Raw genomic sequence first — 25,840 nt, forward strand, 5'->3', positions numbered from 1 at the left:
GGAACCCCATGACGAAGCTCAAGCTGGCCATCGTCGGGGCGGGACCGGCAGGCATCTACGCCGCCGACATCCTGCTCAAGGCCGAGCGCAAGTTCGACGTGTCCATCGACCTCTTCGAGCAGCTCCCTGCACCCTACGGTCTGGTCCGCTATGGCGTCGCCCCCGACCACCCGCGCATCAAGGGCATCATCAACGCGTTGCGTGATGTGCTCGACCGCGGCGACATCCGCCTGTTCGGCAACGTGCACTTCGGCACCGATCTCACGATCGAGGACCTCAAGCGCCACTACAACGCGGTGATCTTCGCGACCGGTTCGGTGCGCGACTCCGCGCTGGACATCCCCGGCATCGACGCGGATCACTCGTTCGGCGCCGCGGAATACGTCAGCTGGTTCGACGGGCATCCCGACGTGCCGCGCGACTGGACCCTGGATGCCGAGTCGGTCGGCGTCATCGGCAACGGCAACGTCGCCCTCGACGTGTCGCGGATGCTGGCCAAGCACGCCGATGATCTGCTGGTCACCGAGGTGCCGGACAACGTCTACCAGAGCCTCAAGGCCAGCCGCATCACCGACGTGCACGTCTTCGGGCGCCGCGGACCCGCGCAGGTCAAGTTCACGCCGCTCGAGCTGCGCGAGCTGGGCGAGCTGCGCGACGTCGACATGGTCGTCTACGACGAGGACTTCGACTACGACGAGGCGTCGCAGCAGGCCGTCGCCAGCAACAAGCAGGTCATGGTCATGGATCGCATCATGCAGTCCTGGCGAAAGCTCGACTCCGTCAACAACGCCGGCGGCACGGCATCCCGTCGTCTGCACATGCACTTCTGGGCCCGCCCCGTCGAGGTCAAGAAGGACGAGAACGGCCGCGTCGCCGCCCTCGTCTACGAGCGCACCAAGTCCGACGGCGCCGGCGGCGTGATCGGCACCGGCGAGCTGCGTGAGGTCCCCATGCAGGGCCTGTACCGCGCGGTCGGCTACTTCGGCTCGCCGCTGGCCGGCGTGCCCTTCGACAAGAAGCACGGCGTCGTCCCGAACCGCGAGGGGCAGGTGCTGGAGACGAAGTCCAACCAGCGCGTGCCTGGCATCTACGCCACCGGCTGGATCAAGCGCGGCCCTGTGGGTCTGATCGGCCACACCAAGTCGGATGCCATGGAGACGGTGCGCCACCTGATCAACGATCAGGGATCCTGGTGGGACCCCGAGGACCCCTCCGACGAGGCGATCCCGGCCCTGCTGGCCGAGCGCGGCGTGCGATGGACGGACCTCGAAGGCTGGCACCGGCTCGACGCGCACGAGATCGCCCTGGGTGCTGCGCACGAGAGCACGCGCGAGCGCGTGAAGCTGGTGCCGCGCGACGAGATGCTCCGCGTCTCGCGCGGGGAGTGAGCCCCCCGGATAGGGTGACGTCATGTGGGTTGGGGACGTCCTCGGCGACGAGTTCGAGCAGCTGACGCTGCCCCTCGGGGAGGATTCCGAGGGTGAGATCGTCGCGACCCTGGTGCGTGCCCTTCCGGATGCCGTGCCCTGGTGGCGCTTCGGCAGGGACACGCGCCCGCTGACGGATGTCGACGTGCTGTACGTGCACGGCTGGTCGGACTACTTCTTCCAGAAGTGTCTCGCGAGGTACTGGACTTCGCGCGGCGCGCGCTTCTTCGCGCTCGACCTGCGCAAGTACGGACGCAGCCTGCGAGAGGGGCAGACGCCGGGGTTCATCACCGACCTCGCCGAGTACGACGCCGAGATCGAGGCGGCGCTGGCCGCACGGGGGGAGAGCTCGGGGCGGCGCCTGGTGCTGCTCGGGCATTCGACGGGCGGTCTGATCCTCAGCCTGTGGGCGTCACAGCATCCGCGTCAGGTCGACGCGCTCATCCTCAACTCTCCCTGGCTGGAGTTCCAGCTGGGGGCCGCGCGCGCCGCGATCGCGCCGATGGTCGGGCTGCAGGCGCGGCTGTGGCCGATGGATGCGGCGCCGCAGGTGGATCTGGGCTTCTACAGCCGTGCGCAGAAGGCGGTAGCCGATTCCGACGATCCGATGGAGACCGACCCCGCCTGGCGGCCCGAGCAGACCATGGCCGTGCACGCCGCCTGGCTGCACGCGATCCTGCAGGGGCACCGACGTGTCTCGGAGGGGCTGGGCATCGAGGCGCCGGTGTGCGTGCTCCTCTCGGCGCGCTCAGTCGTGCCTGCTCGCTGGTCGGACGAGCTCACCCGCGCCGACAGTGTGCTGGTCGTCGATGACATCGCGCGCGCAGCCCTCAAGCTCGGGTCTTCGGTGACGATCGAGCGCATCGACGGGGCCCTGCACGACGTGTTCCTGTCGGGACGCGATGCCAGGACTGATGCGTACGGGCGTCTCGATCGCTGGGTCAGCGGCTGGAGTGCCTCGCGCTGACGCCGGGCTCGCTCAGTCGACGCCGTAGATGGCGCGGCACGCGCGCTCGGCGGCATCCGCATCCCTGACGTGGAGCGCATCGTCCAGCTCCGCACAGCCGGCGATCAGCTGCGGGCGGTGCGCCGGCGTGATCGTGAAGCGCCGCAGCGCCCGGGCCAGCGCCATGCGGGACTCGTCGACGAGCATCTGCTGCAATCCGTTTCCTGAGCGCGCAGCGAGATAGCCGATCACCTCTCCGCGCGCCTCGGAGCATGCGCTGGAGTCGTCCACCGACGCGGAGATCCTCGCGATCATAGGAGACAGCGTGGCGAGATCCGCCTCGGTCAACCGGGGGCACGCCAGCCGGGTGATGATCCCCGCCTGGTAGCCCGCGAAATCGTGCGCGGCCTCGATCGCCTGCGGTGTGAGGGCGGTCACCTCGGTGAAGCGGCTCGGGTACATCGTCACGAGGCCGATGCGCTCCAGTCGCTGCAAGGCCTCTCGCACCGGGGTGCGTGAGACTGCGAGCTCACTTGCCAGATCGGCATCCCGGATGCGGGTTCCCGGCGCCAATACGCCGGTCGCGATCCGCTCTCCGATCAGCCGGAACACACCCTCGGCGAGCAGTTGCTTCTTCGTGTCGTTGTCGTGGAATTCCATCCGCGGTCGCTCGACGTCCACCATCATCCCCACCATTCCCCAGACAGTCACTGCTCGGGACGCCCCTAACGCCCCGCACTGCACGTACTGCAAGCACTATATCGGCTCGTTGGGGTCGGCTGGGCGGTGAGCAGTATTTCGCTCACGTGCGGGTCGGCCGGACTCAGCGGTAGTTGATGAACTGCAGGTCGACGTCCAGATCGCTGCCCTTGAGCAGGGCGATGACGGACTGCAGATCGTCGCGGCTCTTGGACTGCACGCGCAGCTCGTCGCCCTGGATCTGGCTCTTCACGCCCTTGGGGCCCTCGTCCCGGATGATCTTGCTGATCTTCTTCGCGTTCTCGCTGGAGATGCCGTCCTTGATCGTCGACACGATCCGGTACTCCTTGCCGCTGGCGAAGGGCTCACCCGACTCCAGGCTCTTCAGTGAGATGCCGCGCTTGATGAGCTTGGACTGGAACACGTCGAGCACCGCCTTGGCGCGCTCCTCGGAGTTCGCCTTGATGAGGATGTCTTCGCCGCTCCAGGCGACGGAGGCGTCGGTGCCCTTGAAGTCGTAGCGCTGCTCGACCTCCTTGCGGGCCTGGTTCAATGCGTTTTCGGCCTCCTGGTGGTCAACCTTGGAGACGATGTCGAACGAGGAATCAGCCATGGCGGAAGTCTATCGAGGTTGTCAGCAGAAGACCGTTTTGGAAGCGCTTCCATGGCAGTAGTGACTCCTCGCCTCCGATAACAGGTTGATATCGACCAAATGAAGACTCGCGTGCAGGCCCTGGTCCGGGTCATACTGTAAGCGCTTGCATATCTCGCAGGCTCCGCATCAAGAGAGGCACACACCAATGAAGGTGACCAAGAGGAGCATCCTCGCGTTCAGCGCCATCGCCGTCACGTCCGCACTGGCTCTGGCCGGCTGTGCATCATCCACTCCGTCCAGCGATGACAAGGGCGGTGACGACGCAGCCTTCTCCGGCCAGATCACGGTCTGGGTCGACGCCGACCGCGCCGACGTCATGAAGGATGCCGCCAAGGAGTTCACGGACGACACCGGCGTGAAGGTCTCTCTCGTGCAGAAGGAGTTCGGCGAGATCCGCGACCAGTTCGTGCAGCAGGCGCCGACCGGCAAGGGCCCTGACGTCGTCGTGGGCGCCCACGACTGGCTCGGCATCCTCGTCGACAACGGCGTGGTCGCCCCCGTCGAGCTCGGCGACCGTTCCGACGAGTTCCAGCAGATCGCCCTCGACGCGTTCAGCTACGACGGTCAGCTGTACGGCGTGCCCTACGCGATCGAGAACATCGGCCTGATGCGCAACACCGACCTCGTCTCCGAGGCCCCCACCGACTTCGCCGACATGGTCGCGAAGGGCAAGGCCGCGGGAACGGACTACGCCTTCCTCGTGGGCCTGGACCCCGAGCAGGCCGATCCCTATCACCTGTACCCGTTCCAGACCTCCTTCGGTGCTCCGGTGTTCGGCCAGAATTCCGACGGCAGCTACAACGCCGACGACCTGCAGATCGGCAACGACGGCGGCAAGGAGTTCGCCGCATGGCTCGGCGAGCAGGGCAAGGCCGGCATCCTGAACACCAACATCACCGGCGACCTCGCCAAGGAGAACTTCCTCGCCGGCAAGTCGCCGTTCTTCCTCACCGGCCCGTGGAACGCGCCCGCCGCAACCGAGAAGGGTCTGAACATCGCGATCGACCCGATTCCCTCGGCCGGTGGCGAGGACGCGCAGCCCTTCGCCGGCGTGCAGGGCTTCTTCCTCAGTGCGGAGAGCAAGAACAAGCTCGCCGCCAATGAGTTCCTGCTGAACTACGTCGGCTCCGAGAAGGTGCAGACCGCACTGTACGAGGTCGGCGGACGCGCGCCCGCGCTGACCGCTGCCTTCGACGCGGCCGTGAAGAACGACCCGATCACCGCGGGCTTCGGCGAGGTCGGCGCGAACGCCGTGCCGATGCCCAGCATCCCCGAGATGGGTGCCGTCTGGCAGTTCTGGGGTGTCACCGAGACTGCCCTGATCAACGGCAAGGGCGGCGACCCCGCCGCGCTGTGGGACAAGATGACCGCCGACGTCCAGGGCGCGATCAGCAAGTGACGGATCAGGGGTGGGCGGCATCCGGAGCGGATGCCGCCCACCTCATCCCCCTCCGCAGATCAGCGACTTTCGACGAGGACAGCCAATGACGCTCACCCAGGACCCTGAACACGCGGCCCCTGAACAGGCGACGCGAGGCCAGCGTCGCGCCACCCGCATCGCCGAAGCCGCCGGAGGCGGCTGGGGACTGGTGCTGCTCAAGATCGTCCTGCTCGGGCTGATCCTCGCGTTCGCGGTGTTCGCCGCGCTCGTCCTGATCCGTACCGACCAGTGGGTCCCCGCGATCCTCGTCGTCGCCGTCGCACTGCTCGCCGTCTGGGTGTACACGGGACGGGGGCGGCTGCCCGCCAAGTACCTCATGCCCGGGCTCGTCTTCCTGTTCGTGTTCCAGGTGTTCGCCGCGCTGTACACCGGCTACGTCGCCTTCACGAACTACGGCACAGGGCACAACGCCGACAAGGACAGCGCGGTCAACGCGCTGATGCTCTCGGCGCAGGAGCGCGTACCCGACTCCGCCGCCTACGAGCTCACCATCGTCGACCAGCTGGGGGAGCTGTCCTTCCTGGTCACCGACCCGGACGGCGACGTGCAGCTCGGCGGTGAGGAGCGCCCGCTCGAGGACGTCTCGGATGCCGAGATGAAGAACGGCAAGGCCGTCGGCCTGTCCGGCTACACGACCCTGAAGTTCGGCGACATCGTCGCCCAGCAGGCGAAGATCGCCGACATGTCGGTGCCGATCAGCTCCGATCCCAACGACGGCGTGCTGCGCACGCCCGATGGATCCTCCGCGTACGCGTACACCTCCAAACTCGTCTACGACGAAGCCGCCGGAACCATGACGGACACGCGCAGCGGGGCCGTGTACAGCGACATCGGCACCGGGGCGTTCACCGCCGACGACGGCACCGAGCTCAAGCCCGGCTGGCAGATCACCGTCGGCTTCGACAACTTCACCCGCGCGTTCACCGAGGAGTCGATCCGCGATCCCTTCCTGCAGGTGCTGGTGTGGACCTTCGTCTTCGCGATCCTCTCGGTGCTCACCTGTTTCGCGCTCGGACTCTTCCTCGCGATCGTGTTCAACGACCCGCGGATGAAGTCGAAGAAGTACTACCGGGTGCTGATGATCCTGCCCTACGCGTTCCCCGGGTTCCTCTCCGCGCTGGTGTGGGCGGGGATGATGAACCAGGAGTTCGGCTTCCTCAACGTCGTGCTGTTCGGGGGCGCCGACATCCCCTGGCTGACGAACGAGTGGCTGGCGAAGTTCAGCATCATCCTGGTCAACCTGTGGCTGGGCTTCCCGTACATGTTCCTCATCTGCACGGGAGCCCTGCAGTCCATCCCCGAGGACGTGCAGGAGGCCGCCAAGGTGGACGGTGCCAGCGCCTGGCAGGTGTTCCGCGCCATCAAGCTGCCACTGCTGCTGGTCGCGGTCGCCCCGCTGCTGATCTCGTCGTTCGCGTTCAACTTCAACAACTTCAGCCTGATCTACATGCTCACCGGCGGCGGGCCGCGTGACATCACCGCAGGCGTGAACGTCGGTGCCACCGACATCCTGATCACGATGGTCTACAAGGTCGCGTTCGTCGGATCGACCTCCGACTACGGCCTCGCGAGCGCCTTCTCGATCATCATCTTCATCCTCGTCGCGACCATCTCGGTCATCGCGTTCCGGCGCACCAAGGCCCTGGAGGATCTGAACTGACATGAGCACCACCCAGACCCCGGCGCCCTCCACCAGCGCGATCGTCACCGGCACCGGTACCGGCACCGGCATCCGAGGCGAGGGTCGCGCACCCCGGCGTCCCTTCCGCAAGTACTTCCGCGAGACCGGATGGCGACACCTCGTCGGCATCGTCGCGACCGTGTTCGCGCTGTTCCCGCTGCTGTACGTCATCAGCGCATCCCTGAACCCAGGCGGCACGCTGCTCACCGCGAACTCGCTCTTCGGCAACTTCGACATCGGCAGCTACGTCGAGCTGTTCCAGAACCCGTCGCAGCCCTACGGCGCCTGGTTCATGAACACGCTGGTGATCGGGGCCACCACCTCGGTCATGACCGTGCTGCTCGGCGCGCTCGCCGCCTACAGCTTCTCCCGGATGCGGTTCGCCGGCCGGCGGTTCACCCTCACCGCGCTGCTGGTCGTGCAGATGTTCCCGCAGATGCTCGCCATGGTCGCGATCTTCCTGATCATGGTGACGATCAGCGACATCTTCCCCGCGATCGGCCTGAACACCCAGATCGGACTGATCATGGTGTACCTCGGTGGCGCGCTCGGGGCGAACACCTACCTCATGTACGGGTTCTTCAACACCGTGCCGGCATCGATCGACGAGGCCGCGAAGATCGACGGTGCGGGCCATGCGCGCATCTTCTTCACGATCATCCTGCGTCTGGTCGCCCCGATCCTCGCGGTGGTCGGCCTGCTGAGCTTCATCGGCACATCGAGCGAGTTCATCCTGGCATCCGTGATCCTCGTCGATCCCGAGAAGCAGACCCTCGCCGTCGGCCTGTACCGCTTCGTCTCCGACGAGTTCTCCAAGAACTGGAGCGTGTTCGCCGCCGGCGCCGTGCTCGCGGCGATCCTGCCGGTCGCGCTCTTCCTCGCACTGCAGAAGTACATCGTCGGCGGTCTGACCGCCGGCAGCGTCAAGTAGCGGATGCCAGGGGCACCCCACCCGTGCCAGAATCTCACCGACAGACAACTCAAGGGCTCTGCCATGGCCTCGGCCGTGCAACCACGTCGCTCTCCGACGGGGTGCACCCGTCGTCATGAAAGGCCTGACATGAATCTGCTCCCTCACCACGACGGTTCGCCGCTGTACGTGTCCGACGACGCGCCCGAACTCGGAGACACCGTCACCGTGCGCCTTCGGGTGCCCGCCGGCTACGGCCCGCTCGCGGCCGTGCGCACCCGCTCCAACCCCGACCACGAGCCGCAGTGGACGGATGCCGTGCACACCGGTTCCGCCGACGGCTGGGACTGGTGGGAGGCGCCGATCACGGTGCGCAATCGTCGGCACGGCTACCGCTTCGTGCTCGTGCACGAGGGCGGGCGGGTGGAATGGCTGAACCAGACCGGCATCCACACCCTGGAGACCCTGGATGCCGAGGACTTCGCCGTCGTCGCCCACCCCGCGCCTCCCGCGTGGCTGCACGGGTCGGTGATGTACCAGGTCTTCCCGGACCGGTTCGCTCGGTCCACGCAGGCGGATCAGCATCCGACGCCCGAGTGGGCGATCGCGGCGACCTGGGATGAGCCGGTCGATCCGGTCATGCCCGGCCGCTCGCAGCAGTTCTACGGCGGCGACATTCCAGGGATCACGGAACATCTCGATCACCTCGTCGCTCTCGGCGTGGACCTGCTGTATCTGACGCCCGTGTTCCCCGCCGGATCCAACCATCGCTACGACGCGGCGAGCTTCGATTCGATCGATCCGCTGCTCGGCGGCGATGAGGCATACATCCGCCTCATCGAGGAGGCGCACGCCCGCGGCATCCGCGTGATCGGCGATCTCACCAGCAACCACTCCGGTGACCGGCACGAGTGGTTCCAGCAGGCGCTCGGCAAGCCGGGCGCCGAGACCGAGAGCTACTACTACTTCACCGACGAGGGCAACACCGAGTACGAGTCGTGGTTGGGCACCCCGACGCTGCCCAAGTTCAACTGGGCGTCCGAGGCACTGCGCGAGCGGTTCATCACGGGGGAGGACTCCGTGGTCGCCAAGTGGCTCAAGCCGCCGTACTCGATCGACGGCTGGCGCATCGACGTGGCGAACATGACCGGGCGCCTGGGCGACATCGACCTGAACGCCGAGGTGCGCTCGCTGCTGCGCGAGACGATGCTCGCCATCAACCCTGAGGCGATCCTGCTGGGGGAGTCCACGAACGACGCCGCCAGCGACCTGCAGGGCGACGGCTGGCACGGTGCGATGACATACCCGTCGTTCACGCGTCCGCTGTGGGGCTGGCTGAGCGAGCCGACCGGGGAGCCGTACCTGAACGGCGAGGGTGAGCAGCTCACCGACCCGTGGTTCTTCGGGCAGCCGATCGGCGGCATCCCGCGGTACTCGGCCCAGGAATTCGCGGATGCCGTGACGCGCTTCACCGCCGGCATCCCGTGGCGGGTGCGGCTCGGCAACATGCAGCCGCTCGACACGCATGACACGGCCCGCTTCGCGACGAACGCCGCACCGGGCGCCCTGCCTGTGGCGGTCGGACTGTCGATGACCATGCCGGGCGTGCCGGTCGTGTTCGCCGGCGACGAGTTCGGCCTCACCGGCACCGACGGCGAGGCCAGCCGCACGCCCATGCCGTGGTCGCGGCAGGACGAGCCCGCGCTCGCCGAGACGTTCACGACGTACCGCTCGCTGGTCGAGCTGCGCCGCGCGCATCCTGCGCTCGCGAACGGCGGAATGCGCTGGCTGCACGTCGACGACGAGACCGTCGTCTTCGTGCGCGAGAGCACGGAGGAGAGCGTGCTCGTGCTGGCGACGCGTGGGGGAGCGGATGCCGAGCTCGCGCCCGGCGCGCTGCCCGGCGCCGCGCGGGCGGAGGCCCTGTTCGGAGACGCCACGCTGGCCGTGGCATCCGACGGCGCCGTGATGCTCGCCGCCGATGGACCCGCTTTCGCGGCCTGGTCACTTCCCGGGGTGCGCATCCCCGGCGGGCGCGCGTGACCGCGCAGGCCTACGAGGCCCTCAGTCGAGGCCTTGCCGAAGCGGTGCTCTCGCATGACGACCTCATCGGCCTCGTGCTGCTGGGGTCCGCGTCCGAGGAGGCGCGAGAGCGCCGCGATGAATGGTCCGACCACGACTTCTTCGCGGTCATCGCCGAAGGACACGGAACCGAGCTGCGACCCGACCTGCGCTGGCTGCCCGAGCAGCACCGGATCGTGCTCACCGCCCGCGAGGGAGAGATCGGCTTCGTCGCGGTGTACGACGACGGGCACGTCTTCGAGTTCGCGTTGGCGGAAGCCGCCGAGCTCTCCGATGCGCTCGCTGCGGAGGCGACGGTCGTGGTGGACGACGAGGCGCTCACCACGACCGGGCTCGTCGAGCGGGCTCGGCATCGGGCGCTGGCAGCGGACGTCTTCGACCCGGTGAACGATGCGCGGCTGGTGCTCGTGAAGCTGCTGATCGGGGTCGGCCGCGTCAGGCGCGGAGAACGCCTGAACGGGGGCGCGTTCATCAGGCAATGGGCGGTCAACCATCTGGTGCGGGCCGTCCGCGGCCGGCTTGCGGACTCCTCGACGACGCTGCGCGACGTGAACGACCCTGTGCGGCGATTCGAGCGCGATCATCCCGAGTGGGGTGAGCGCGTGGCATCCGCGCTGGCGCAGCCGGAGGAGGACGCGGCGCTGGCTCTCTTCCGTCTCCTTCGTGAGCTCGAGCCGGGGTGGGAGGCGTTTCCGACCCGTGCGGCCGACGTCGTCGCCGTGCGCCTGGGCTGGCGCTGACCGCTCGCCCTTCTTCCCCTCCCCGCGAGACTTCACTTCCCGCATGAGACGGATGCTCCTGCGTGCCGTCTCATGCTGGGACAGAAGTCTCGCGGGGTCGAAGGGCTCGCGGGGTCGAAGGTGGTGCGGGCGGTGGTGTGGCGGTGTCTTGTCACGCATGCTAGCTTGTGAGGCATGACAGCGGACGTGGGTGCGCAGATGCGCAAAGGGGTGGTCGAGTACTGCGTGCTCGGCCTGCTCGCCCGCGAACCGATGTATGGATGGCAGCTCGCCGACGCGCTCACCGCGCCCGGGCTGATCGCCAGCATCGGCACGCTGTATCCGCTGCTCGGGCGCCTGCGCGACAACGGCTGGGTGTCGACCTTCGACCAGCCCTCCGACGCCGGTCCGGTGCGCAGGTACTACCGGCTGACGGATGCCGGTATCGCCCAGCTCGTGCTGTTCCGGCGGCAGTGGATGCCCTTCGCCCAGACCGTCTCGTCCCTGGTGGGAGAGGAATGACCATGATGACCACCACCTCCGACTACCTCGCCCGGTTGGACGTCGCGCTGCGCGACGTGCCGCACGGGGTCGCCGCCGAGATCCGCGCCGGCATCGCCGAGGAGCTCTCGAGTCTCGGGCCGGATGCCGCCGAGCAGCGCATCGCGCAGCTCGGCGACCCGGCCGTGATCGCGCGAGAGGCGATGGATGCCGGCGGGTACGTGCCGCCCGCGGCGTTCGCACCTGCGGTCGTGCCGGCCCCGGTGCCGCTGACCCGCTCGCGCGGCTTCGCGATCGCGGCGGCGATCGCGCTGAGCTTCGGCGGGTTCCTCGTACCGTTCGTCGGCGGGCTCGTCGGCGCGGTGATGGTCGTGATGAGCGGCATGTGGCGCACCTGGGAGAAGGTCGTCGCGATCTGCGCGCCGCTCGTGCTGTTCGGGGTCGTCCTGCTCTTCTCGCTCCCCGCCTACACGACGACTGCCGTCGAGGTGCATGAAGCATCCGGAACGGGCACCGCTCCCGAGGCAGTGAACCCGCTCCTGCCGACCGTTTACGATTTCGGGCACGTGTCGATCCTCGTGCTCGTGGTGGTCGCGATCCCGGCATCCGGCCTCTGGCTGCTGTGGCGGATGCGGGGTCGCACCGCGGCTCTCTGACGAGCCCGCTCTGCCGACGTGCGCCGCGCCGCGCCGGCGCCGGCGAACCGTGTGTGAGAAACCACGATTCGCGCGAGAAATCAGGGGTGGACGTGAGTTTCACGCGGAATGTGGTTTCTCGCGGCCGGGTGCAGCGGCGGCGGAGCGACACGGAGCGCACGGTCCCAGCTCGCCGTCCACCCGGGCGTACGGTCGGAGCATGACGACGCGAGTGGGAGGTCGGAGCCTGGCGGTGAGCTGGATCATCGGCGTCCTGTGCGCCGCTGTCGTCGGTGCGCTGCTGTGGCTCTCGCTGCCGGCGGGCCCGGGCCTGCTGGTGGTCGTCGGCCACCTTCTCGACGGCACCGTCCCGGGCTGAGCGGAGCGACACGCCCGGCCGCATGCATACCAGCCCGACGACACGTCGGCAAGCCTCCCTCCCGCGGGATCACGCGGGCGTTACCCTCACTGTGCACCTATCCACGAGAGGCGAAGCCATGAGCGACCCCGAGGTTCCCCAGAACGACCGGCCGAATGACATCGATGACGTCGTAGGCAGCGCCAACGAGGGACTCGACGCCGCCGCTGCGGCCCGCGCCGATGTGCCGGGCGACGCCGGCGATGCGGATGCCGTCGACCCCGACCTCGCTGCCTTCGAGGCGGCGGAACGAGACCACCCGGGCGTGTTCGACAGCACCGAGGGCAGCCCTGAGCAGGGGGCCTACGCCGGCGACGGCTCGTACGACGACGCTTCTGCAGCGGGAGCAGCCGACGTCCCCGCGCCGGAGACGGCCGCGGCCGATGACGATGCCCCGATCGCTTCCGAGCCGGCTCCCTCCGAGCCGGCTCCCTCCGAGGCTGCGTCCTCCAGCGCCTCCGACGGCGACTACGACCTGTCGTACATCCGCGCCGCGGGCGACGACACGGCCGTGCATGACGCTGACGACGCCGACGCGACGCGCGTCCACGAGACCACCCCGTCGGTGGCCGATGAGGCGTACGGGCTGAGCGCGTCGTCCGCCGCGGCCGCTGCCGCCGAGACGCAGGTCGTCCCCGCCGAGCCGACGGCACCGCCGGCGGCCCCGCAGCCGATCTTCGTGCAGGCTCCCGAGCCGCCTCGTGAGCTCGGCAACCGCGGTGCGGCAGGCGGGATCGGGCTTCTCGCCGCCCTCGCCTTCGCCATCCTCTACCTGGGTGCGACTCTCGGTTTGGGCGCGCTCGCCGGTGATGTGACCGGTGAGAACATCGCGACCGCCGCCCTCGCTCCGCTCACCACCTGGGCGTTCTGGGTTCCCGTCGTGGTCTTCTACCTCGCGTTCTGGCTGCTCGGTGCCTTCATCAACCGGGCCCGCTGGGGCAAGTGGGTCATCTTCGGACTGCTGGTGGCTGTGGCCACCTACGGCGGGCACCTTCTGGGACAGCTGTTCCAGGCCCCGTTCTGGCGCATCACCACCAGCGAGACGGTCGACCTCGTCAACGAGCAGATGCTCGCGCCTCTCGCGATCGCGGCGTTCATCTTCGCCCGCGAGCTCACCATCTGGTTCGGCGCCTGGGTCTCGCGTGCGGGTGCACGCAAGAAGGTTCTGAACGCCGAGGCGCAGGCCGAGTACGAGCGCACCCTCGAGGCCGGTCCTTCCGCCCTGCGCTGAGCGGCGACAGGGCGCCCGGCCGAGCATAGGCTGGCGTCATGAGCACTGACGGAGACCCCCGCGGCACTGAGCCGGCGGGGGTCTCTGCGTTCCTGGCGCTGGTCGTCGGGCTCGCCGGGTTCGCGGCGCTGTCGATCCTCGGGCTGGGGATGCTGAGCTTCTTCCGCGACATCGACATCCTCTCGATCCGCGGACTGGACTGGTGGCCGGCGATCGTCGCGATGATCTTCGCGATCGCCGCTTTCTGCTGGATGCTGTGGCCGACCCTCGCCCGCGACCGTCCGTCGTTCCTCGCGGTGCCGGCAGTGGCGCTGGTCACCGCCGTCGCCCATCTGATCGCCCTGTGGCTCGCCGCGCTGCTGAGTGGGGTGGGGTTCGCGTCGGCTCTGGGCGCGGTCTCGCAGCTTGTCACCCGCGGATCCAGCCTGGTGGTGCTGCTCGCCGCGGCCGTGGGAGCGTGGGTGGCCATCGCCCTGCGCCGCACGCGCGCGGGCGCCCCGCATTGGCCGTGGGAGGGCGACGACGCGGAGTGACACGCGCGCAAGCCGCGCCGATCCGCGCCCGCGCCCTTACCCTGTAACCGTGGAGAGGTCTCTGGAATCCCAGGTGGGCCAGGCTGTCGAGGCCTGGCTGCGCTGGGTGCCGCGCTGGGCGCCGGCGACGCACAAAGGGCGCGTCGCCCCGTGCCGTCGTTGCCTGGGGTCGCCGATCCTCTCGGCGGCGGGCATCGGCTCCAACGTTCCCCACGGCGTGCAGCACGGGCTGTCCACGCGCATCAAGACGATCATCGACCGTGCCGTCGCGGAGTACACCGCGCGCAACCTGCCCATGCTGCAGGCCGAACTCGATCATCAGGCCGACCGCAACCGCTCCCGCGCGTATCGTCCGGCCGAGGGACTCGACCCTGAATACGAGGGGATGCCGCTGGATCCCGACCCCGTGCCGGGTGCGCCGTTCCTGTTCACGGTCGCGGGTCTCGCGGACGAGGCCGCGGCCGAACTCGCACCACTGCCCCCGTTGAGCGACGAGGCGAAGGCCGCCCTCCGGCAGGAGGTCGCACTGGCCGACGACTACGCGAACATGGTCGGCCGGGAGATCTGCGGCATCCTGCTGCGCCACCGTCTGCAGGTGCAGGCCGCCATCTCGCAGCACGTCGAACCGCAGATCGAGGCGATGCTCGCCGAGCTGGGCGATGAGCTGGACTCTCCGTTCGACCCCGACTTCCCGTAACCCTCGCTGGGAATCGCCTGCATCCGCTTGCCGACGTCGGGGGCCATGGCTATCGTTTTTCGATAGATAGTCATCGTATTTCGATAGGAGCATCATGCAGCCCCTCGCCACGTTCGTGCTGAAGGCGATGATCGTCGTCATGCTGGCACTGCTGGTCATCGCCCAGGTGTTCATGATCCCCGCGGTGGCCGCGACCACGGCCTGGCGCAATCCGGAACTGGCGTACCTGGAGGTGCCGGGCGTCATCGGCGCGGTGCTGTTCCTGGTGCTCGTCGAGATCGTGCTGGTGTGCGTGTTCGCGCTGCTCTCGCTGGTGCGCGCCGACCGGATCTTCAGCTCGCACGCGTTCCGCTACGTCGATATCATCATCGGCACCATGCTGGCAGCCGGTGTCGTGATCGTCGCGTCGTACATCGTGCTCTTCATCGCCCAGGCGGCCAACCCGGGCATCCTGATCCTGGCCCTGCTCGGCACCACGGTCAGTGTCTCTCTGGCTCTGCTCGTCGGAGTGATGCGCGGGCTGCTGCGCAAGGCGCTGCAGCTCGAGCAGGACCTCTCCGAGGTGGTCTGATGCCCATCGTGATCGACATCGACGTGATGCTCGCGCGTCGCAAGATGAGCGTGCAGGAGTTCGCGGATGCCATCGGCATCACGCCGGCCAACGTCGCCGTGCTCAAGAACGGACGAGCCAAGGCGGTGCGCTTCACCACGCTCGACGCCATCTGCCGCGTGCTGGACTGCCAGCCCGGCGACATTCTGCGCCGCGTCCCCGCAGGGACGCAGACCAAGGGGGAGTCATGACGGGTCGATGGATGCCGGAGAGCATCGCCCGGCTGAGCGATGCGCACACCTGTCCGGTGTGCGAGCTGACGCCGTTGAGAGACGGATGCTGCCCGCGCTGCGGGGCGGACCTGCGCGGTCCGCAGGGACTCGAGCTGTGGAACGCGTCCCTGGCCGCGGTCGCCGCGCTGAACACGCGTGCGGCCCTGGTGGCCCGCGTGCCTCGGACGGCATTCACCCCGCACCGGGCGACGGCGGCGGCGCCGCCGCGGCCCGCACCGGCGCCCGCGGCTTCCGGCACCGCACCCGCGCCGGTGAGGGACGGGGCCAGCCTGCAGTCCGTGCTCGCGACGGCGGGCGCCGCGCTGTTCGCCGTCGCGGCGATCGTGTTCACCTTCTTCAACCCCGAGCTCGCCGATCGGGCCGTGCGCAGCACCATCATCGGCCTGGTCACGCTGGCTTTCCTCGCCGGCGCGTGGCTGCTGGCCCGGCGACGGCTGCAGTCCTCTGCCGAGGCGGTGGGCGGGCTGGGCCTCGTCTTCGTCGGCCTCGACGTGCAGGCGGTCGCCGGATCGTTCTCCGACGGCACGGCCGCGTGGGTGTCCGCGGCGATCGCCACCGCTGTCGCGGGGTGTCTGCTGCTCGCGGCGGCGCTGCGATTCCGCATCCGGATCTGGCTCTGGACCTCGCTGCTCGCCCTCGCCGCCGTCCCGGCGATGCTCGGTTTCGCCATGCAGGACGCCCTGCCGACGGCGCTGCTGATCGCCGCATCCGCGTTCGCCGCGACGGGCCTGATGGCCCTGCTCCCGAGGTTCGCTCCCGGTTTCCCCGTGCGCGCGGTCGTTCCGCGGCCGGACGGGTCAGCGGATGCCGGAGCGGATCCCGCTCCGCGTCGCGCGCTGCTCGCCGAAACGGTGGCGCTGACCGCACTGCAGGCGATGGCGACGGTGCTCGCCATCGCGCGCATCATCCTCGCCGAGCCGATCTCCGTCGCCGTCGTCCTCGGCGTCCTGGCGGTCGCCGCAGTGCTCGCCTCGGTGCGGACCGTCCCGAGGGTCTGGGCCTTCGCTGCCGGTGTCCTCGCTGTGGGCGCCGGTGCCGTCGGCGCTTCGAGCGTGCTCGGCGGGGTCGCGGTCCGATCCGAATGGAGCACCGCCCTCGAACCCGCCGGCGCCGTGCTCGCGCTTCTCCTCTGCGCGATCGTCCCGCTGTCCTCGCGCACCCCGCGCATCGCCGTCGCGTTCGGTGCCGGACTCGCCGCCGGCGTGACGAGTGCCCCAGCGGTTCTCCCGGCGGTGTACATCGGGAGCACGCTGCTGGCCTTCACCGGCAGAGGTCTCGATGAAACGGTCTCGACGCCGGTCGTGGGGGACGCCACCTGGCCGATCATCGTCGGGCTCGCTGTCATCTCCCTCGGCTTCGCGGTGTTCGCCCGCTTCGCGCGCGGCCGCCACGACATCCGTCCGCTGCGGGGAGCCGCCCTCGTGGTCGCGGCGCTGTACGCGACGGTCGCGGTGCTGGCGACGGCTGCCGGTCGCGTGCTGCCGCTGGCGGTCAGCATCGCCGTCCTGCTCGTGATCGCCGCGGGGACCGCGGCAGTGCTGATCCGACGAATCGGAACCGATGCGGCATCCGCCCGTGTCGTGCTCGTCGTCGGCGTCCATGTCGCGCTGCTCGTCTCTGTGCTGCTGGCCTGGCAGGACCGCACGGTGGTCCCACTCGCGGGTATCGGAACCATCGCCGTTCTCGCGGTCGCGGCGGGCACGATCGCACCCGCGTGGCGATTCCTGCACCTGGGACTCGGATACGGGTACGCCCTGGCCCTGGTGTCCACGGCCCTGTCGCTGGCCGGTGTCGGCGGCGTCGCACTGCTGTGCCTGACGGCATCCGCGGGCCTGCTCGGCGCGATCGCCGCGACGTTCCTGCCCGCCGTGGCCGCGCGCAGCTGGCAGACGATCCTCGTGGTGGCGTCCGTGCCGTTCGCGATCGGGATCGCGCAGGTGGTGTTCGAGCGCAGCGGCTGGACGGCGCTGTCGACCGGACTGATGTTCGTGCTCGCCCTGTCGTTGCTGCTGACCAGGCGCGCCGGCCTCACCGTCGTGATCCGCACACTCGCCGCGGCCGTGCTCGTGCCCTCGCTCGCAGTGGTGATCCTCTGCCTCGGCGCGCAGCTGCTCGTGCAGAGCGGCTCGCCTGTAGTGCTGCCGCTCATCGCCCTGCTGGTGGCGCTCGTGCTGCCCTCCGGCGGCATGATCCGCGAAGGTCTCGTCGCGCGCGGCCTGCTCGCCCCTACCGCGGATGCCGCGCGCATAGCGATCGAGGCGTCCGCCCTGCTCACCGCCGTGATCGCCGTGGCGCTGTCCCTCACGCGCGAGGCCGCCGGGTTCGGGACCGCGTGCCTGGTGCTGATCATCGTCGGCGTCGGAGCGCTCCTCACGTCGCTGGTGGCCGGACGCCGCTACGGCTGGTGGGTGGCTGCGGCCTCGTTCACAGGCGCGCTCTGGTCGCTGTGGGCGCTGAACGGTGTGGCACTGCCCGAGGCGTACCTGCTTCCGCCGGCGCTCGGCGCGGTGCTGGTGGCGCTGACTCTCGCGCTGCGCGGCACGCGTTCGGTCGCGCTGTTCGCGGCGGGCCTCGCCGGTGCTGTCGCGCCCGTGCTGGCGCTGCTCATCGCCGCGGATCCCGTGCACACCGTCCCCTGGCGTGCCTACGGCCTGCTCGCCGCCGGGTGGCTGCTGCTGGCGGCCGGGTGGTTCATCGGGCGCGCGACGGGAGCGCGCCTGCGACGACTGCGCCCGCTGCGCACCGCCACCGTGCTTATCGCCGCGATCGCCGCGCTCGCCGGTACGGCGCAGGCGGTGCGCTGGGGGAGCGGCACCGATCCCTCGCCGGTCATCGGCGGCGACGCCGGTGTCTTCCTGCTCGCCCTCGGGATGAGCGCGCTCGCGGCCGTCGCGCTGGTCGCCGCCGCCCGGATGCTGCGCTCGTCGGCATCCGCCCCGCATCCGTCGCGCGAGAACGCGCTTCCCGCGGACGCAAGCGAGACGGCGGCCCGCGGGGAGAGCACGTCCCCGCGCGAAGCGCCCGCCGTTCTCGATCGACTGATCGCCTCGCGCTGGCTCGCCGCACCCGCGGCGCTCGCCTTCGCGATCGGGGTCTGGCCGTCGATCGCCCGCGACTGGTTCGTCATCTGGGGCATGTGGCTGCTCATGATCGGCTGGCTGGTGCTCATGCTGCGGGCCGCCGTGACGCCGAAGGCTCAGGCGGCGAACAGGGGACGGGCCACCCTCCTGCCGCCGGTGTGGCTGCTGTTCGGAATCGCCTTCATCACGGCCGTCGTGGCGTGGAGTCCGCGCGATCTGCGCGTGGAGATGTTCTCGCTCCCGCTCGGCGCGTTCCTGCTCGCCGCCGGCGCCCTCGGGCTGAGGAGGGGAGCGGATGCCGTCGCCGTGGCGGGCCTGGATGCGTGGCCGAACGGCCGGCGCGGCTCCTGGCCGCTGCTCGCGCCTGGCCTGATCGTGATGATGTCGGCATCCATCGTCTCGACCTTCACCGACCCGCTCACCTGGCGTGCGATCCTCGTGATGGGCCTCGCCCTCGCGGCGATCCTGCTCGGGGCGGCGCGTCGCCTGGCCGCGCCGTTCATCATCGGACTGATCGTGCTGCCTGTCGAGAACGTGTTCGTCTTCTCGGTGCAGCTCGGTCGCGGCATCGAGTCCATGCCCTGGTGGATCACGCTCGCCACCGTGGGGGCGGTGCTGCTGATCATCGCCGTCGCGGGCGAGCGCCGTGAGGGCGCCGACCGGGGGGTCGTGGCCCGCGTGCGCGATCTGAGATGACCGGCGTGGCTGCTTGCGGCATTTGACCGGGAAGGTTACGCGGGATTACACTTGATCGGGTGTGCGCGCAGCTGTGCGCACACGCTGGGCGTCGGCACCGCCGATTCGCCTCCACGGCATACCCATCACATCAAAAGCAGGGCGGTTCCGCTCTGCCGGTGGGTCATGATGTGACACCCATCACGCTGTCACCGTGCAGCACTATTAGGAGAGAACGTGCCAACTATTCAGCAGTTGGTTCGCAAGGGACGTTCGCCCAAGGTCTCGAAGACCAAGGCGCCCGCTCTGAAGTCGAACCCGCAGCAGGCCGGCGTGTGCACCCGCGTGTACACCACCACCCCGAAGAAGCCGAACTCGGCGATGCGCAAGGTCGCTCGCGTGAAGCTCCGCAACGGTGCTGAGGTGACCGCCTACATCCCCGGTGAGGGCCACAACCTCCAGGAGCACTCGCTCGTGCTCGTCCGCGGTGGCCGTGTGAAGGACCTCCCCGGCGTCCGCTACAAGATCGTCCGCGGTGCACTCGACACCCAGGCCGTCAAGAACCGTAAGCAGGCTCGTTCCCGCTACGGCGCGAAGAAGGGTTGAGTTAGATGCCTCGTAAGGGACCCGCACCCAAGCGCCCCGTCGTCAACGACCCGGTATACGGCGCACCCATCGTCACCTCGCTGGTGAACAAGATCCTCGTCGACGGCAAGAAGTCCCTCGCTGAGTCGATCGTCTACGGCGCCCTCCGCGGTGTCGAGGCGAAGAACAGCCAGGACGCCGTCGCCACCCTCAAGAAGGCGCTCGACAACGTGCGCCCGACCCTCGAGGTCCGCAGCCGCCGCGTCGGTGGCTCGACCTACCAGGTTCCCGTCGAGGTCAAGCCGCACCGCGCGAACACCCTCGCGCTTCGCTGGCTGGTCAGCTACGCGAAGGGTCGTCGTGAGAAGACGATGACCGAGCGCCTGCAGAACGAGATCCTCGACGCATCGAACGGCCTGGGAGCCGCGGTCAAGCGCCGCGAAGACACCCACAAGATGGCCGAGTCGAACCGCGCATTCGCTCACTACCGCTGGTAATGAGCTGAGCGGATGCCGCACGACACCAGTCAGTCTTCGGCCTTGCGGCCGCTGACGCGGCATCCGCTCCCACTCTCTGTTCGTTCCTGAACCATCCCGGAGGAACCCCCGTGGCACAAGAAGTGCTCACAGACCTGAGCAAGGTCCGCAACATCGGCATCATGGCGCACATCGATGCCGGCAAGACCACCACCACCGAGCGCATCCTGTTCTACACGGGTGTGAACCACAAGCTCGGCGAGACCCACGACGGCGCTTCGACGACCGACTGGATGGAGCAGGAGAAGGAGCGCGGCATCACGATCACGTCTGCCGCCGTGACCTGCTACTGGGACAAGAACCAGATCAACATCATCGACACGCCCGGTCACGTGGACTTCACGGTCGAGGTGGAGCGCTCGCTCCGCGTCCTCGACGGTGCCGTCGCCGTCTTCGACGGCAAGGAGGGCGTCGAGCCCCAGTCCGAGACCGTGTGGCGTCAGGCCGACAAGTACAACGTGCCCCGCATCTGCTTCGTCAACAAGATGGACAAGCTCGGTGCCGACTTCTACTACACCGTCGACACGATCGTCAACCGTCTCGGTGCGAAGCCGCTCGTTCTGCAGCTGCCCATCGGCGCTGAGAGCGAGTTCGTCGGAGTCGTCGACCTCGTCGAGATGCGTGCACTCGTCTGGGAGGGTGACTCCAAGGGCGACGTGACGATGGGCGCCAAGTACGAGGTCCAGGAGATTCCCGCCGACCTCGTGGAGAAGGCCGCCGAGTACCGTCAGGCACTTCTGGAGACCGTCGCCGAGACCGACGACGCGCTGCTGGAGAAGTTCTTCGGTGGCGAGGACCTCACGGTCGCCGAGATCAAGGGCGCCATCCGCAAGATGGTCGTCGCATCGGAGATCTACCCGGTGCTCTGCGGTTCGGCGTTCAAGAACCGCGGCGTGCAGCCGATGCTCGACGCGGTCGTGGACTACCTGCCGAACCCCCTCGACGTCGGTGCCATCCAGGCGCACGACCCGAAGGACTACGACACGATCATCGAGCGTCACCCCGACGCCAACGACCCGTTCGCGGCGCTGGCGTTCAAGGTCGCCGTGCACCCGTTCTTCGGGCGTCTCACCTATGTCCGCGTCTACTCGGGTCACCTCGATTCCGGCTCGGCGGTCGTCAACTCGACCAAGGGCAAGAAGGAGCGCATCGGGAAGATCTTCCAGATGCACGCCAACAAGGAGATCCCGGTTCCCTCGGTCACCGCGGGCAACATCTACGCGGTCATCGGCCTGAAGGACACCACCACCGGTGACACCCTCACCGACCCGGCGGCGCCCGTCGTGCTCGAGTCGATGACCTTCCCCGAGCCGGTGATCGAGGTCGCCATCGAGCCGAAGACCAAGGCCGACCAGGAGAAGCTGGGTGTCGCCATCCAGAAGCTCGCTGAGGAGGACCCGACCTTCCGCACGGAGCTCAACCCCGAGACCGGGCAGACGACCATCAAGGGCATGGGCGAGCTGCACCTCGACATCCTCGTGGATCGCATGAAGCGCGAGTTCAACGTCGAGGCGAACGTCGGAAAGCCGCAGGTGGCGTACCGCGAGACGATCAAGAAGCTCGTCGAGAAGCACGACTACACGCACAAGAAGCAGACCGGTGGCTCGGGTCAGTTCGCGAAGATCCAGTTCAACATCGAGCCGCTCGAGCTCGACAGCGACAAGACCTACGAGTTCGTGAACGCCGTCACCGGTGGTCGCATCCCGCGCGAGTACATCGGCTCGATCGACTCCGGTTTCCAGGACGCGATGAACGTCGGCGTCCTGGCGGGCTTCCCGATGGTCGGCGTCAAGGCGACCATCGTCGATGGTGCCGCCCACGACGTCGACTCCTCGGAGATGGCGTTCAAGATCGCCGGTTCCATGGGCTTCAAGGAAGCCGCACGTCGCGCCAACCCGGTGCTGCTCGAGCCGCTCATGGCGGTCGAGGTGCGTACTCCTGAGGAGTACATGGGCGATGTCATCGGCGACCTGAACTCGCGTCGCGGCCAGATCCAGTCGATGGAGGACGCCCAGGGCGTCAAGGTCGTGCGTGCGTCGGTTCCGCTGTCGGAGATGTTCGGCTACATCGGTGACCTGCGCTCGAAGACCTCGGGTCGTGCCGTCTACTCGATGGAGTTCGACAGCTACGCTGAGGTTCCGCGCGCGGTTGCGGATGAGATCATCCAGAAGACCAAGGGCGAGTAAGCCCTTCCGCTCTCCCGGGCTCCTCGCGGAGCCCGGGAGAGTACCCCACAACTTCACATTCACTCTCTACTAAACTGAGAAACCGAAATCAGTAGGGACCCGGTCACAATCCAGTGCCCGGTAATCACTACACGAACGTCCTGAGGAGGACCCAGTGGCCAAGGCCAAGTTCGAGCGGACCAAGCCGCACGTCAACATCGGAACGATCGGTCACGTCGACCACGGCAAGACCACGCTGTCTGCCGCGATCTCGAAGGTGCTCGCCGACAAGTACCCGTCGGACACCAACGTCCAGCGTGATTTCGCCTCGATCGACTCGGCTCCCGAGGAGCGTCAGCGCGGAATCACGATCAACATCTCGCACATCGAGTACGAGACCCCGAAGCGTCACTACGCGCACGTCGACGCCCCCGGCCACGCCGACTACGTCAAGAACATGATCACCGGTGCTGCGCAGATGGACGGCGCGATCCTCGTGGTCGCCGCCACCGACGGCCCGATGGCTCAGACGCGCGAGCACGTGCTTCTCGCCAAGCAGGTCGGCGTGCCGTACCTGCTGGTCGCGCTGAACAAGAGCGACATGGTCGACGACGAGGAGATCCTGGAGCTCGTCGAGCTCGAGGTTCGCGAGCTGCTCTCCTCGCAGGGCTTCGACGGCGACAACGCTCCCGTCGTTCAGGTCTCGGCGCTGAAGGCGCTCGAGGGCGAAGAGAAGTGGGTCGAGAAGATCCTCGAGCTCATGCAGGCCGTCGACGACAGCGTTCCGGACCCGGAGCGCGACCGTGACAAGCCGTTCCTGATGCCGATCGAGGACGTCTTCACGATCACCGGTCGTGGCACCGTCGTCACGGGCCGCGCCGAGCGTGGCACGCTGGCCATCAACTCCGAGGTCGAGATCGTCGGCATCCGCCCGACGCAGAAGACCACGGTCACCGGAATCGAGATGTTCCACAAGCAGCTCGACGAGGCATGGGCCGGCGAGAACTGCGGTCTGCTGCTCCGCGGCACCAAGCGCGAGGACGTCGAGCGCGGTCAGGTCGTCGTGAAGCCGGGCTCGATCACCCCGCACACCAACTTCGAGGGCACTGCGTACATCCTCTCGAAGGACGAGGGTGGCCGTCACAACCCGTTCTACACGAACTACCGCCCGCAGTTCTACTTCCGCACCACCGACGTCACCGGCGTCATCTCGCTGCCCGAGGGCACCGAGATGGTCATGCCCGGCGACACCACCGACATGTCCGTCGAGCTGATCCAGCCGATCGCCATGGAAGAGGGCCTCGGCTTCGCGATCCGTGAGGGTGGCCGCACCGTCGGCGCCGGAACGGTGACCAAGGTCGTCGCGTAAGCACCTGCATCACCACGATGGGGTCGAGCCTTCGGGCTCGGCCCCATTGTCGTATCCGGTCCGCATCGCGTAGAACTGTAGTTACGCAGAATGCGTCAACCGACAGGGGAGGAAACCCATGGGTCTCGATGACATCGTGAACAAGGGCAAGGATCTGTACGAGCAGAACAAGGACAAGGTCGACGAGGCCGTCCACAGCGAGCAGGCCGAGGGCATCAGCGACAAGGTGCTCGACGGAGTCGCGGACTTCGCGAAGAAGCTCGCCCCGGGCGCTTCCGAGAAGATCGACGACATCCGCGATGCCGCCGACCAGTCACTCGGGAACGAGTGAGGACGCTCGATCACTGACAGAAGGCGACGCACCCGCGAGGTGCGTCGCCTTCTGCTTTGCCCGGACTATGTCCGTGGAGGGGAATCTCCCCTAGACTGTGAGCGCCGCCTGGGGATCTTGCGGCACGGATGCTGTGGGGGCACAGCGTCCGGAAGGACTGGGGATTCATCATGGGGAACACCGTGCTGAGCGCGTGGGATGACCACGGATGCATCGTCATGTCCGCGCGAGCTTCGATTCGCGTCCTTGAACGAGGCAGTCGGCATCCCTTCTCGTCGGCTCCTCCCGCCCGGTGCGTCCCCTCCCACCGGGCTTCCCATGGCGCTGGACGGAGCATGGGGATGCTCCGTCCAGCGTCTTGAGCAGCCCGATATCGGAGCGCGACACGCCCGGGTTTGCGGTTCACGAATCCGGCATGGCAGAATAGACAGGTTCCACATTCCTGCGCTCTTCGTGATGCGCGGGATCACTGCCACGAACGTGCATAGACGGTGTCCTCGCTTCGAGCGGGCACAGGGTTCTAGGCCACGGGCAGCAGAACACCTCCCACCTGAATGACAGACGGCCTCCGTGCTGCTGTCGGCGGGGTGAAAAGAGAACAGCGGTGCGCAAGTGCCGAGGCGCGAACAGCGCCGACGCGCGTCCAATGCCCCAGGGTCACCCGGCCCCGGTCGGTAAGACGCTTATTGAGAGAGAGCAGACAATGGCGGGACAGAAGATCCGCATTCGCCTGAAGTCGTATGACCACGAGGTCATCGACACGTCGGCGCGCAAGATCGTCGACACCGTGACCCGTGCGGGCGCGACTGTCGTCGGCCCGGTGCCGCTTCCGACGGAGAAGAACGTGATCGCAGTGATCCGTTCGCCCCACAAGTACAAGGACAGCCGCGAGCACTTCGAGATGCGCACGCACAAGCGTCTGATCGACATCGTCGACCCGACGCCCAAGGCCGTCGATTCGCTGATGCGTCTCGACCTGCCGGCTGACGTCAACATCGAGATCAAGCTGTAAGGATCGACATGGTTGACATCAACGCAAAGATTTCCAAGGGCATGCTCGGCACCAAGCTCGGCATGACCCAGGTGTGGAACGAGAGCGGCAAGCTCGTCCCCGTCACCGTGATCGAGCTGGCGCCCAACGTGGTCACCCAGCTTCGCACGCTCGAGACGGACGGCTACAAGGCCGTTCAGATCGCCTACGGCCAGATCGACCCCCGCAAGGTCAACAAGCCCCTCACCGCTCACTTCGAGGCAGCCGGCGTCACGCCGCGTCGTCACGTCACCGAGATCCGCACCGCGGATGCCGGCGACTACACCCTGGGCCAGGAGCTCACGGTCGACGGCACCTTCGAGGCGGGCCAGCTGGTCGACGTCGTCGGCACCAGCAAGGGCAAGGGCTTCGCCGGTGTCATGAAGCGTCACAACTTCAAGGGCGTCTCGGCATCCCACGGTTCGCACCGCAACCACCGCAAGCCGGGCTCGATCGGCGCATCGTCGACCCCGAGCCGCGTCTTCAAGGGCATGCGCATGGCCGGCCGTATGGGTGGCGAGCGCGTGACCGTCCTCAACCTCACGGTGCACGCCGTCGACGCCGAGAAGGGACTCATGCTCGTCAAGGGCGCCGTCCCCGGCGCACGTGGCCGCATCGTCTTCGTCCGCAACGCAGTGAAGGGTGCCTGAA

General features: G+C 68.1%; 25 protein-coding genes. 23 read left to right on the forward strand and 2 right to left on the reverse strand.

What is annotated here, in order from left to right:
• The first annotated feature begins 8 nt into the window (after positions 1-8).
• Positions 9-1,388 (forward strand): FAD-dependent oxidoreductase, encoded by a 1,380-nt coding sequence (locus QF046_RS15905; protein ID WP_307371650.1) that lies wholly within the window; start codon positions 9-11, stop codon positions 1,386-1,388.
• 22 nt (positions 1,389-1,410) lie between these two features.
• A complete protein-coding gene (locus QF046_RS15910) occupies positions 1,411-2,394 on the forward strand; it encodes an alpha/beta hydrolase (RefSeq protein ID WP_307371654.1) in 984 nt (327 codons plus the stop codon).
• 12 nt (positions 2,395-2,406) lie between these two features.
• Here the strand turns inward: QF046_RS15910 and QF046_RS15915 are convergent, their stop codons facing one another.
• A complete protein-coding gene (locus QF046_RS15915) occupies positions 2,407-3,084 on the reverse strand; it encodes a GntR family transcriptional regulator (RefSeq protein WP_307371656.1) in 678 nt (225 codons plus the stop codon).
• A 112-nt stretch (positions 3,085-3,196) separates the two neighbouring features.
• Positions 3,197-3,685: a YajQ family cyclic di-GMP-binding protein gene (locus QF046_RS15920; protein ID WP_307371658.1), complete on the reverse strand. Its 489-nt coding sequence runs from the start codon at positions 3,683-3,685 to the stop codon at positions 3,197-3,199.
• A 187-nt stretch (positions 3,686-3,872) separates the two neighbouring features.
• Here QF046_RS15920 and QF046_RS15925 point away from each other — a divergent pair, with 187 nt between their 5' ends.
• The 21 genes from QF046_RS15925 to rplC all read left to right on the forward strand — a co-directional run bounded on the left by QF046_RS15925 (position 3,873) and on the right by rplC (position 25,839).
• Positions 3,873-5,126 carry a maltose ABC transporter substrate-binding protein gene (locus QF046_RS15925; RefSeq protein ID WP_307371661.1) on the forward strand — a complete coding sequence of 418 codons (1,254 nt, stop codon included), beginning with the start codon at positions 3,873-3,875 and terminating at the stop codon, positions 5,124-5,126.
• Positions 5,127-5,211: 85 nt separating this feature from the next.
• A complete protein-coding gene (locus tag QF046_RS15930) occupies positions 5,212-6,828 on the forward strand; it encodes an ABC transporter permease subunit (RefSeq protein ID WP_307371662.1) in 1,617 nt (538 codons plus the stop codon).
• Position 6,829: 1 nt separating this feature from the next.
• Positions 6,830-7,780 carry a sugar ABC transporter permease gene (locus QF046_RS15935; protein WP_307371665.1) on the forward strand — a complete coding sequence of 317 codons (951 nt, stop codon included), beginning with the start codon at positions 6,830-6,832 and terminating at the stop codon, positions 7,778-7,780.
• A 129-nt stretch (positions 7,781-7,909) separates the two neighbouring features.
• Positions 7,910-9,802 (forward strand): glycoside hydrolase family 13 protein, encoded by a 1,893-nt coding sequence (locus tag QF046_RS15940; protein WP_307371666.1) that lies wholly within the window; start codon positions 7,910-7,912, stop codon positions 9,800-9,802.
• The gene (locus QF046_RS15945) at positions 9,799-10,581 is read left to right on the forward strand and encodes a hypothetical protein (RefSeq protein ID WP_307371668.1); all 783 of its coding nucleotides are present in this window, start codon (positions 9,799-9,801) and stop codon (positions 10,579-10,581) included. The genes QF046_RS15940 and QF046_RS15945 overlap by 4 nt, the downstream gene beginning before the upstream one ends.
• Before the next feature lie 174 nt (positions 10,582-10,755).
• Positions 10,756-11,082 carry a PadR family transcriptional regulator gene (locus QF046_RS15950; RefSeq protein ID WP_307371670.1) on the forward strand — a complete coding sequence of 109 codons (327 nt, stop codon included), beginning with the start codon at positions 10,756-10,758 and terminating at the stop codon, positions 11,080-11,082.
• A 2-nt stretch (positions 11,083-11,084) separates the two neighbouring features.
• Positions 11,085-11,717 (forward strand): hypothetical protein, encoded by a 633-nt coding sequence (locus QF046_RS15955; protein WP_307371672.1) that lies wholly within the window; start codon positions 11,085-11,087, stop codon positions 11,715-11,717.
• A 199-nt stretch (positions 11,718-11,916) separates the two neighbouring features.
• Positions 11,917-12,075 carry a hypothetical protein gene (locus QF046_RS15960; RefSeq protein WP_307371674.1) on the forward strand — a complete coding sequence of 53 codons (159 nt, stop codon included), beginning with the start codon at positions 11,917-11,919 and terminating at the stop codon, positions 12,073-12,075.
• A 118-nt stretch (positions 12,076-12,193) separates the two neighbouring features.
• Positions 12,194-13,345 carry an ABC transporter gene (locus tag QF046_RS15965; protein ID WP_307371676.1) on the forward strand — a complete coding sequence of 384 codons (1,152 nt, stop codon included), beginning with the start codon at positions 12,194-12,196 and terminating at the stop codon, positions 13,343-13,345.
• Positions 13,346-13,383: 38 nt separating this feature from the next.
• Positions 13,384-13,878, forward strand: coding sequence for a hypothetical protein (locus QF046_RS15970; RefSeq protein WP_307371679.1), 495 nt, complete (start codon positions 13,384-13,386; stop codon positions 13,876-13,878).
• Between the two features lie 49 nt (positions 13,879-13,927).
• On the forward strand, positions 13,928-14,575 hold the full coding sequence (locus tag QF046_RS15975; protein ID WP_307371682.1) for a spermidine/putrescine ABC transporter substrate-binding protein: 648 nt from the start codon (positions 13,928-13,930) through the stop codon (positions 14,573-14,575).
• A 94-nt stretch (positions 14,576-14,669) separates the two neighbouring features.
• Positions 14,670-15,146, forward strand: coding sequence for a DUF2975 domain-containing protein (locus QF046_RS15980; RefSeq protein ID WP_307371685.1), 477 nt, complete (start codon positions 14,670-14,672; stop codon positions 15,144-15,146).
• Complete coding sequence (locus QF046_RS15985; RefSeq protein ID WP_307371688.1) at positions 15,146-15,376, forward strand: helix-turn-helix transcriptional regulator; 231 nt, start codon at positions 15,146-15,148, stop codon at positions 15,374-15,376. The genes QF046_RS15980 and QF046_RS15985 overlap by 1 nt, the downstream gene beginning before the upstream one ends.
• Positions 15,373-19,194, forward strand: coding sequence for an SCO7613 C-terminal domain-containing membrane protein (locus QF046_RS15990; RefSeq protein WP_307371690.1), 3,822 nt, complete (start codon positions 15,373-15,375; stop codon positions 19,192-19,194). Before QF046_RS15985 ends, QF046_RS15990 begins: the two co-directional genes overlap by 4 nt.
• Before the next feature lie 216 nt (positions 19,195-19,410).
• A complete protein-coding gene (gene rpsL, locus QF046_RS15995; protein ID WP_087130394.1) occupies positions 19,411-19,779 on the forward strand; it encodes a 30S ribosomal protein S12 in 369 nt (122 codons plus the stop codon).
• Between the two features lie 5 nt (positions 19,780-19,784).
• Positions 19,785-20,255 (forward strand): 30S ribosomal protein S7, encoded by a 471-nt coding sequence (gene rpsG, locus QF046_RS16000; RefSeq protein WP_033106048.1) that lies wholly within the window; start codon positions 19,785-19,787, stop codon positions 20,253-20,255.
• Between the two features lie 110 nt (positions 20,256-20,365).
• Entirely contained in the window at positions 20,366-22,480 is a 2,115-nt protein-coding gene (fusA, locus tag QF046_RS16005; protein ID WP_307371694.1) for an elongation factor G, read from the forward strand.
• A 154-nt stretch (positions 22,481-22,634) separates the two neighbouring features.
• On the forward strand, positions 22,635-23,828 hold the full coding sequence (gene tuf / locus QF046_RS16010; RefSeq protein WP_307371696.1) for an elongation factor Tu: 1,194 nt from the start codon (positions 22,635-22,637) through the stop codon (positions 23,826-23,828).
• A gap of 118 nt (positions 23,829-23,946) precedes the next feature.
• Complete coding sequence (locus tag QF046_RS16015; protein WP_307371699.1) at positions 23,947-24,159, forward strand: hypothetical protein; 213 nt, start codon at positions 23,947-23,949, stop codon at positions 24,157-24,159.
• Between the two features lie 703 nt (positions 24,160-24,862).
• A complete protein-coding gene (gene rpsJ / locus QF046_RS16020; RefSeq protein ID WP_193596815.1) occupies positions 24,863-25,171 on the forward strand; it encodes a 30S ribosomal protein S10 in 309 nt (102 codons plus the stop codon).
• An 8-nt stretch (positions 25,172-25,179) separates the two neighbouring features.
• The gene (gene rplC / locus QF046_RS16025) at positions 25,180-25,839 is read left to right on the forward strand and encodes a 50S ribosomal protein L3 (protein WP_307371702.1); all 660 of its coding nucleotides are present in this window, start codon (positions 25,180-25,182) and stop codon (positions 25,837-25,839) included.
• Position 25,840 lies beyond the last annotated feature (1 nt).

The organism is Microbacterium sp. W4I4 (assembly GCF_030816235.1).
GTDB lineage: Bacteria > Actinomycetota > Actinomycetes > Actinomycetales > Microbacteriaceae > Microbacterium.

Coding starts and splice junctions, on each gene's coding strand:
- QF046_RS15905 (WP_307371650.1), top strand. CDS start 9: ATGACGAAGCTCAAGCTGGCCATCGTCGGGGCGGGACCGGCAGGCATC.
- QF046_RS15910 (WP_307371654.1), top strand. CDS start 1,411: ATGTGGGTTGGGGACGTCCTCGGCGACGAGTTCGAGCAGCTGACGCTG.
- QF046_RS15920 (WP_307371658.1), bottom strand. CDS start 3,685: ATGGCTGATTCCTCGTTCGACATCGTCTCCAAGGTTGACCACCAGGAG.
- QF046_RS15925 (WP_307371661.1), top strand. CDS start 3,873: ATGAAGGTGACCAAGAGGAGCATCCTCGCGTTCAGCGCCATCGCCGTC.
- QF046_RS15930 (WP_307371662.1), top strand. CDS start 5,212: ATGACGCTCACCCAGGACCCTGAACACGCGGCCCCTGAACAGGCGACG.
- QF046_RS15935 (WP_307371665.1), top strand. CDS start 6,830: ATGAGCACCACCCAGACCCCGGCGCCCTCCACCAGCGCGATCGTCACC.
- QF046_RS15940 (WP_307371666.1), top strand. CDS start 7,910: ATGAATCTGCTCCCTCACCACGACGGTTCGCCGCTGTACGTGTCCGAC.
- QF046_RS15950 (WP_307371670.1), top strand. CDS start 10,756: ATGACAGCGGACGTGGGTGCGCAGATGCGCAAAGGGGTGGTCGAGTAC.
- QF046_RS15955 (WP_307371672.1), top strand. CDS start 11,085: ATGATGACCACCACCTCCGACTACCTCGCCCGGTTGGACGTCGCGCTG.
- QF046_RS15960 (WP_307371674.1), top strand. CDS start 11,917: ATGACGACGCGAGTGGGAGGTCGGAGCCTGGCGGTGAGCTGGATCATC.
- QF046_RS15965 (WP_307371676.1), top strand. CDS start 12,194: ATGAGCGACCCCGAGGTTCCCCAGAACGACCGGCCGAATGACATCGAT.
- QF046_RS15970 (WP_307371679.1), top strand. CDS start 13,384: ATGAGCACTGACGGAGACCCCCGCGGCACTGAGCCGGCGGGGGTCTCT.
- QF046_RS15980 (WP_307371685.1), top strand. CDS start 14,670: ATGCAGCCCCTCGCCACGTTCGTGCTGAAGGCGATGATCGTCGTCATG.
- QF046_RS15985 (WP_307371688.1), top strand. CDS start 15,146: ATGCCCATCGTGATCGACATCGACGTGATGCTCGCGCGTCGCAAGATG.
- QF046_RS15990 (WP_307371690.1), top strand. CDS start 15,373: ATGACGGGTCGATGGATGCCGGAGAGCATCGCCCGGCTGAGCGATGCG.
- rpsG (WP_033106048.1), top strand. CDS start 19,785: ATGCCTCGTAAGGGACCCGCACCCAAGCGCCCCGTCGTCAACGACCCG.
- QF046_RS16015 (WP_307371699.1), top strand. CDS start 23,947: ATGGGTCTCGATGACATCGTGAACAAGGGCAAGGATCTGTACGAGCAG.
- rpsJ (WP_193596815.1), top strand. CDS start 24,863: ATGGCGGGACAGAAGATCCGCATTCGCCTGAAGTCGTATGACCACGAG.
- rplC (WP_307371702.1), top strand. CDS start 25,180: ATGGTTGACATCAACGCAAAGATTTCCAAGGGCATGCTCGGCACCAAG.